The sequence below is a fragment of the Alcanivorax sp. HI0044 genome (assembly GCF_001634945.1).
Map to the genome: position 1 here is coordinate 1 of NZ_LWEZ01000909.1, position 816 is coordinate 816.

Annotated in this window: 2 protein-coding genes; one reads left to right on the plus strand and one right to left on the minus strand. The window is 57.7% G+C overall.

What is annotated here, in order from left to right:
* Positions 1-403: transposase (locus A3730_RS10725; protein ID WP_156501145.1), on the plus strand; the 403-nt coding region annotated here is incomplete at its 5' end.
* Between the two features lie 59 nt (positions 404-462).
* Here A3730_RS10725 and A3730_RS10730 read toward each other — a convergent pair.
* The coding region (locus A3730_RS10730; protein ID WP_156501146.1) for a pyrimidine/purine nucleotide monophosphate nucleosidase domain-containing protein at positions 463-816 on the minus strand (354 nt) is incomplete at its 5' end.

Genomic DNA, 816 nt, shown 5'->3' on the forward strand with positions numbered 1-816 from the left:
AAGAGACGCTGGGCTCAGCGAACAGGTGCAACGGTGCAAGGCCCTGGAGGGCGTGGGCGATCTGACCGCCTACGCTCTGGTCATGGCCTTCTTAAGGGGCGACTTCAGGAACAGTGATGCCTTCGTGGCCTTCCTGGGGATGGACGTTCACGTGAGAGACTCAGGCACCAAAACCGGCAAGCGAAAACTGACCAAGAAAGGGGACTCAGAAGCTCGCAGGCTGCTTTACTGCGCGGCCATGGCCGCTCGCCGGAGCAAGCGTTGGGCAGGGGTCTATCAGGCTTATCTGGATCGAGGGCTGGCAACTACCCAAGCGTTAGTCATCCTGGCGCGCAAACTGGTTCGTATCGCCTTCGCGCTTATGAAAAATGGCACCGACTATCAGCCGGCCCCTGCCTCATGAAGACTGGGGTGGACAACATAGAATCTCCTACAGTGTGGCTCGTTATTAGCCGTTATCTGTTACCCCACCAACTCATAACACGGCTCGTAATGGCTGCCCGGCAGTTTCATGCGTTGCTGTTCCACAAATGCCTTCAGCAGCTCGTCCAGATGCTTCATCAGGGCGTTGGGGGCGTGCAGCTTGTAGGGGCCGTGTTGTTCGATGGCGTGGATGCCGTGCTCTTTCACGTTACCGGCGACAATGCCCGAGAAGGCCCGGCGCAGGTTGGCGGCCAGTTCGTGGACCGGTTGATTCGTATTCAGATTCAGCGCGGCCATGGCCTCGTGGGTGGGCAGGAAAGGGTGTTGAAATTCCAGCGGTACATTGAGGCGCCAGTTGAAGTAAAAGGCATCATCATTATCCCGACGGAACAG